Genomic DNA, 6,000 nt, shown 5'->3' with positions numbered 1-6,000 from the left:
AACCAGGCGCGAGCGCCTGGAAAGGCAGGAATTCCGCAAGCGGAATTCAAAAGCAGTCATAAAACGCTGACGCGTTTTATGGAATTCCCGCACGGCGGGAATTTGCATTTCCGCTGCGCTCCAATGCGGCGGGCCGCGCGCGGCCCGCTGGGGGTGTCCGCTTCGCTCCCACCCCGAACCGGCTTACGCCGGGCGGCAGGAGGAGCGACGGCCGGTGCATCAACTCCCCCCACGGGTAGGATCACGAACCGATGCCCACCACCCCCCTGAGGCCGGCCCGGCAGGGAGCAGCTCTAGGACCGCGACATCGGACTGACCTGGCCTCACTCTGACTGACCGCCAGGTATACATCCAGGGACCGCTTCTGACTGTCGGTCGAAAGTGCTCGACTGGTCAGGAGCCCAGCATGTGCCAAGACGCAAGGGGAGAGTATCTGCCGAACCGGCATGCTGGTGCATCAAAGCTATCCGCCAGAGTGATGCACCAGGTAGAATCACGAACAGACCACTACCCCCCCTCCCGGAACGGAAACGCACCCCATGGCCCACGAAGCTATTTCTCTCCGGCCTCATCAGATCGAGGCGCTGGAGGCTGTCGTGGCGGGTTTGGATATCCCGCCCGGTAAGCGGATTCCGGCCGAGGGGCTGCGCGGGACCGTGGTCAGTGCGTGTGGCACGGGGAAGACGTTTATCGGTGCTGCGGCGGCGAAGCGGCTGGTTCCGCATGGGCGTGTGCTGGTTTTGGTGCCGACGCTGGAGTTGCTCGCGCAGACGGTTGTGGAGTGGCGTGGGTTCGGGCATGCGGGGCCGATGGTGGCGGTGTGCTCTCTGAATGATGATCCGCGTCTGCATGCGATGGGGGTGCGGTGCACCACGAGTGCTCCGCAGCTCTCGTTGTGGCACGGCTCCGGGCCGGTGACGGTGTTTGCGACGTACGCGTCGCTGGGGGTGGTGACCGAGGCGCACACGGGCGAGTACGGCCTGCCCATGGACCTGTGGGACCTGGTGCTGGTGGATGAGGCGCACCGGACCAGTGGTTCGCTGGGGAAGGCATGGGCGGCGGTGCACGAGCAGGAGCTGCTGCCGGCGATGCGGCGGCTGTACATGACGGCGACGCCGCGGGTCTGGGAGGAGCGGCCGGCGCCGCGGTTGCTGCGGTCGCTGCGGGAGAGCGGCGGGGAGGGGGTGCCGGCCGCGCTGGACCCGCTTCCGGAGGAGATGGCCTGCTCGATGGACGATGAGGCCATCTACGGGCCGGTGCTGTACGAGCTGGACCTGTCCGAGGCCATCGCACGGGGCCTGCTGGCGCGGTACCAGATCGTCGTCGCGGAGGTCCGGGACGACAGCCTCACCCCGGAGCGGCTGTACGGGGAGTCCCGGCATGAGGAGAGCGTGCGCGGTGAGCGGCTGGCGGTGCTCCAGGCGGCGCTGCTGGAGACCATGGCTTCGCATGATCTGACGCGGTGCATCACGTTCCATCACCGCACCATGGAGGCCCGCGCGTTCTCCGAGGGGCTGGGGCGGGTGGTGAAGCGGCTGCACGCCGAGGATCCCGAGAGGTATCCGGCCGAGGTATGGACGTCGTGGCTGTCGGGTGAACACGACCCGGACCTACGGGCGGAGCGGCTGACCCGGTTCGGGAGCCGGGTGGGGCGGGCGGTGATGTCGAACTGCCGTGTGCTGAGTGAGGGTGTGGACGTGCCGTCCGTGGATTCTGTGGCGCTGATCGACCCGAAGGGCTCTGCCGTGGACATCGTGCAGGCGATCGGTCGGGCGTTGCGGCAGAAGCCTGGGCAGGGGAAATTGGCGACGCTTGTTGTGCCGGTCATTCTCGGGCGGGATGAGGGCCCCGAGGATATGCCGTATTCGCTTGCTTATCGGCCGCTGGTGAAGGTCCTTAATGGGTTGCGGGCGCATGATGAGCGGGCCGTGGAAATGCTCGCCATTCCCCAGGAATCAACGGCGCGGACGAAGGCGGGTTCGTCGTACCTGGGCGCAGAGCCGGTAGAAGGTGAGGTGGAGCAGCGGGCGCTGCTGCGGTTCGGCAGCCATCGTGACCCGGCGCTGGTCGCCAGGTTTGTGCGGTACAACCTGCTGGAGCCGGAGCATGCGAACTGGAAGGCCGGCCACCGCGCTGCGGTGGCGTTCCGGAAGCGGACGGGGCATCTGAACGTGCCGTATGAGCACCGGGAGTTGACCCCGAACCAGCATTCGTTCCCGTTGGGTCGGTGGCTGGCGGATCAGCGGCGGGCGCTTCAGGCGGGGACGCTGGCGGCGCAGCGGGCGGCGGACCTGGAGGAGCTGGGGATCGACTGGACCCCGGCCGACACGGGGTGGGAGGAGAACCTGGCCGCCGCACGGGCCTACTACGCCACCGCCGGCACCCTGGCCGCCCCCGTCACCGCAACCGCGCTGGACAAGCCGGTGGGGCAGTGGCTGGCCAACTGCCGCAAGGGCATCGCCCTGGGCAAGGACCCCCAGCGCGCGGAGCGGCGGGCGGCGCAGCTCGCGGAGATCGACCCGGACTGGCGCCCGGCGTGGCCGGTGGACTGGCAGCGCACCTACGCGGCCGTGGGGCAGATGATCGCGATGGGGACGGTGCTGGAGGACATCGTGCCGGGTGTGACCGCTTCCGGGACGGATGTGGGGCGGTGGCTTCAGCGGCAGCGGCAGCATGTGGTGTGGGTAGGGCTGGCCGCAGGGCAGCGTGAGCGGCTGACCGGCCTCGGGGTTACTCCCCCGCTCCCGGTGATCGTAGAAGCCGGGACGGCCCCCATCGTGGGGTCGAAGACGGGCGGGAAGGGGCCCAAGGGCATGTCTGCCGCGTTCCTGCGGGGATGTAAGGCGCTGGAGCAGTACCGGGCACGCACAGGCACCGTGGAAGCCGTCAGCCGGGCCCACACCGAGACCCTGGAGGACGGGACGGAGGTGCGGCTCGGGGTATGGCTGTCGAACACCAAGACCCGGCGCGCGACGCTGAGTCGGGAGCAGGTGGAGCGGCTGGCCGGCCTCGGACTCGAATGGGCACGCATCCAGGCACAGGAGGGTGCGGCGTAGCCGCACCGGAGGATGGTGAGGGCCCGGCCAGACGGCGGGCCTTCGGCAGCCGCTTCGGACGGTCGCTTGAACCGTGGGCTCTGGCCATAGGTAGGTTCACGGCGCGTGGCCGGGTCCGCCGGAACGACCGCGCATCACCCGGCCAACCGTCGGCACCTTCCGGCCATGACCAACGCCCCTCCCTGCAAAGCTGTTGACGTGAACAAGGCCGCACACACGCTCGTGAGCTTCCTCGACGAGCAGCGGAACCGCTTCGGCGGAGTCGAGCCGATCTGCCGTGGTCTGACCGAGCACGCCGGCAAGATCACCCCTTGTACCTACGACGCCCACCACGAGCGCCGGGCCGCACCGTTGGCCAGGGCTGTGCAGGACGCCGGGCTGAACGAACGGATCGGCGAGGTCTTCGAGGCTGAGCGGCGGGCACGCCGGGAGGGCGCCGGCCCTGAGCGGGAGCACGGCCACCCATGTAGTGCACGACATCAGGAGTGCGGCATGGTCCGGCGCGGGGCCCGCGCTCCTGCCGCTCGCGTCCGAGGAGGACGCGTCCGGAGCGGTGCGGTCGGCCAGGAGGAAACCGACAGCGGCCTCGTCCGAGGCGCCTGGACCGAACTTCCTGGCGCTCGGCGACGCCGGCGTACGCCGCGCGGTCGCAGTGGCCACGACCGTCGCCCGGGACACCGCGGTCAGCCGCAGCTCGACAGCCTGCTACTTCGTCACCTGCGCTGACTTGTACGTGGTGGATCCCGGCGCCAGGCAGGCGAACCAGTTCGCGGTGGGGTAGCTGCGGACTGGTCTGATCACGGCATCAGTGCTGTGAAGCGCGGAGTTGTGGGGAACGAGGTCGGCCAGCGTCGTGCTGCCGTCCTTCCAGTGGCAAGCGACCTGCTTCGCCGTCGTGGCGACCGTGCCTATGACCAGGCGGAGTGGCCCGTCATCCTTGGTGAGGGGCTGGGGAAGGACCCTGATGTCGGTTCCTTTCGGCCGGGGCAGCTCACTGGTCGAGTCGAACGTCACCAGCCGACGGCTGGTGACGTCGCCGGAGCTACTGCTGAGGCGTGTGACGAAGTAGCTCGTCTTCCCGACCAGGTCGGAAGGGCTGCCCGAGGTCACCGGTGTGAGTCCCCAGTCCTTCATGGCCTTCGTCTGTACGACGGCCTCGGCCCTGTCGCGGGGTGCCGGCCACACCTGTACCGTGACGCCCCACGCAACCCTCCCGTGGGTGCCAAAGGCTACCTCGGTGATCTCCGGCTCAAAGACGAGACGTCCATCGGCCGAGACAGACTTCGCGGGCGAGACCGAGTCGCCAGGTCCCGGCAGGCCAGGTACCGCCAGCGCTCCCGTCCCTCCCGCCAGCACCACTACCGTGACCGCCGTCACCGCCCGCCGCCGCGCCCGGCGCCGGCGACCTGCCCGCACAACCGTCTCGACCGGAGCCACACCGATCTCGACCCCGTGCGCCGCGTCCGCGAGGAGGAGGGCGATCTCGTCCTTCGTCATGTCGTGCTCACTTCCGTCCGCGCTCTTCATTTCCTTCCCTCCTGCAGGACCGTTCCGGCCAGCGCCGGTATGGCGCGCAGCTTCGCTATCCCCTTGGCGGCGTTGCTCTTGACCGTGCCGACCGAGCACCCCATCGCCTGAGCGGTCTGTGTCTCCGTCAGGTCCCCCCAGTAGCGCAGAACCACCGCTTCCCGCTGTCGTGGTGGCAGTCGGGCGAGCGCCTGGAGCAGCACGCCGCGGTCGTCGGCCTGGGCGATGCGGTCGCCGACGTCAGCCTCCTCCCGCGCCAGTCCTGAGTCGTCGCGCGGTGCCAGGAACTCCTTCAGCCTTCTTCTGTGCCGGCGGGCATGCAGGTTGATCATGACGCGCCGTACATAGGCATCGGGGTCATCCGCCTTGCCGACGCTGCGCCAAGCCGTGTAGACCCGCTCCAGCGTCGACTGAACCAAGTCCTCGGCCGCGTGCCGTTCCCCCGTGAGAAGAAAGGCCGTACGCATCAACACTGGCCAACGACCGGCCATGAACTTGCCGAACTCCTCGTCCCGAGCCCGTTTACCGTCACTCATGGGCACCTCCTGACATCAAACAGAGTCCATGAGCTGCCCCGACCGTTGCCTCGCTCCAGGACTTCGCAGAAGTGTTCTCCGCAGCAGAGGACAGTCACGGCGACCGGGGACGGCAACGACGGCGAACACCAGCTGGCCGTCGGCAGCCCGGCACGCGGCCGTCGTGCTGACGGAACGTCACGCCATCATGTGCCCAGGTCTACATTTCGACCACGCCGCGACGGTCAAGCCCCTCCCGAACCGCCGTCGAAGAGCTATCCGTTCTCAGGTCCTGGCACGACTTCCGTGAAGCGGTCACGATCAGTGATTAGTGGGTGTTTCGAGTGCTTGGAGGATATGTCGCACTTCCTGGCGCCACTGGGCGGCATCAGCGCTGTCCACCCAGCCGGTTGCCATCTCTGATCCGCCCCGGAGAACCCGGTCCAACGCGAGTCCCGCCGACGCGCAACGCCCGGCCGGAAGCTCGGGCAGTGGTTCCCTGGGGCCGTCATCGGGGTCAATCACAATGGGGCTGTCCGGCAGGGTGCTCGCGACGAGAGCCCCACCTTGTCGAAGCAACGGGGCGGCGACACCGTGGGCGCGGGGGCCACTCCGCCGGCCTCGCCCTCGGCGTACCGCAGCGGACCATCCCCGCGAGTGCGGGGGCGGGCGACCCCCAGTCGTCGCTCGTGCCGATGAGGTCGACGGGAGCATCGCCGAGGGCGCGGGGGCAACGCATCGGGTCTCGTGTCCGCAGCTCACGACCTCGGAGCATCCCCTCGGGCGCGGGGCCAACGAGGTGGCCCAGCAGTACTGCTGCACCTAGACGGGAGCATCCCCGCCTGCGCGGGGCCGACCGGGCGGAACGGATCTTCGTACCGGTGGGCAGCGGAGCATCCCCG

Annotated in this window: 4 protein-coding genes; 2 read left to right on the top strand and 2 right to left on the bottom strand. The window is 68.9% G+C overall.

Translation table 11 applies throughout. The annotated features are described in order from the left end of the window. The first annotated feature begins 539 nt into the window (after positions 1 to 539). Positions 540 to 3,056: a Helicase associated domain protein gene (locus tag OG448_RS30590; RefSeq protein ID WP_405550439.1), complete on the top strand. Its 2,517-nt coding sequence runs from the start codon at positions 540 to 542 to the stop codon at positions 3,054 to 3,056. A 165-nt stretch (positions 3,057 to 3,221) separates the two neighbouring features. Continuing rightward, positions 3,222 to 3,782 (top strand): hypothetical protein, encoded by a 561-nt coding sequence (locus tag OG448_RS30585; protein ID WP_405550440.1) that lies wholly within the window; start codon positions 3,222 to 3,224, stop codon positions 3,780 to 3,782. Here OG448_RS30585 and OG448_RS30580 read toward each other — a convergent pair. Continuing rightward, on the bottom strand, positions 3,762 to 4,583 hold the full coding sequence (locus OG448_RS30580; RefSeq protein WP_405550441.1) for a hypothetical protein: 822 nt from the start codon (positions 4,581 to 4,583) through the stop codon (positions 3,762 to 3,764). The two genes, OG448_RS30585 and OG448_RS30580, sit on opposite strands and share 21 nt — an antisense overlap. Continuing rightward, entirely contained in the window at positions 4,580 to 5,119 is a 540-nt protein-coding gene (locus tag OG448_RS30575) for a SigE family RNA polymerase sigma factor (protein ID WP_405550442.1), read from the bottom strand. Before OG448_RS30575 ends, OG448_RS30580 begins: the two co-directional genes overlap by 4 nt. Positions 5,120 to 6,000: the final 881 nt, after the last annotated feature.

The sequence above is a fragment of the Streptomyces sp. NBC_01171 genome, assembly GCF_045039805.1.
Lineage (GTDB): Bacteria > Actinomycetota > Actinomycetes > Streptomycetales > Streptomycetaceae > Streptomyces.
The sequence above is the reverse complement of the archived record's forward strand: the minus strand, read 5'-3'. Positions and strand labels throughout refer to the sequence as shown.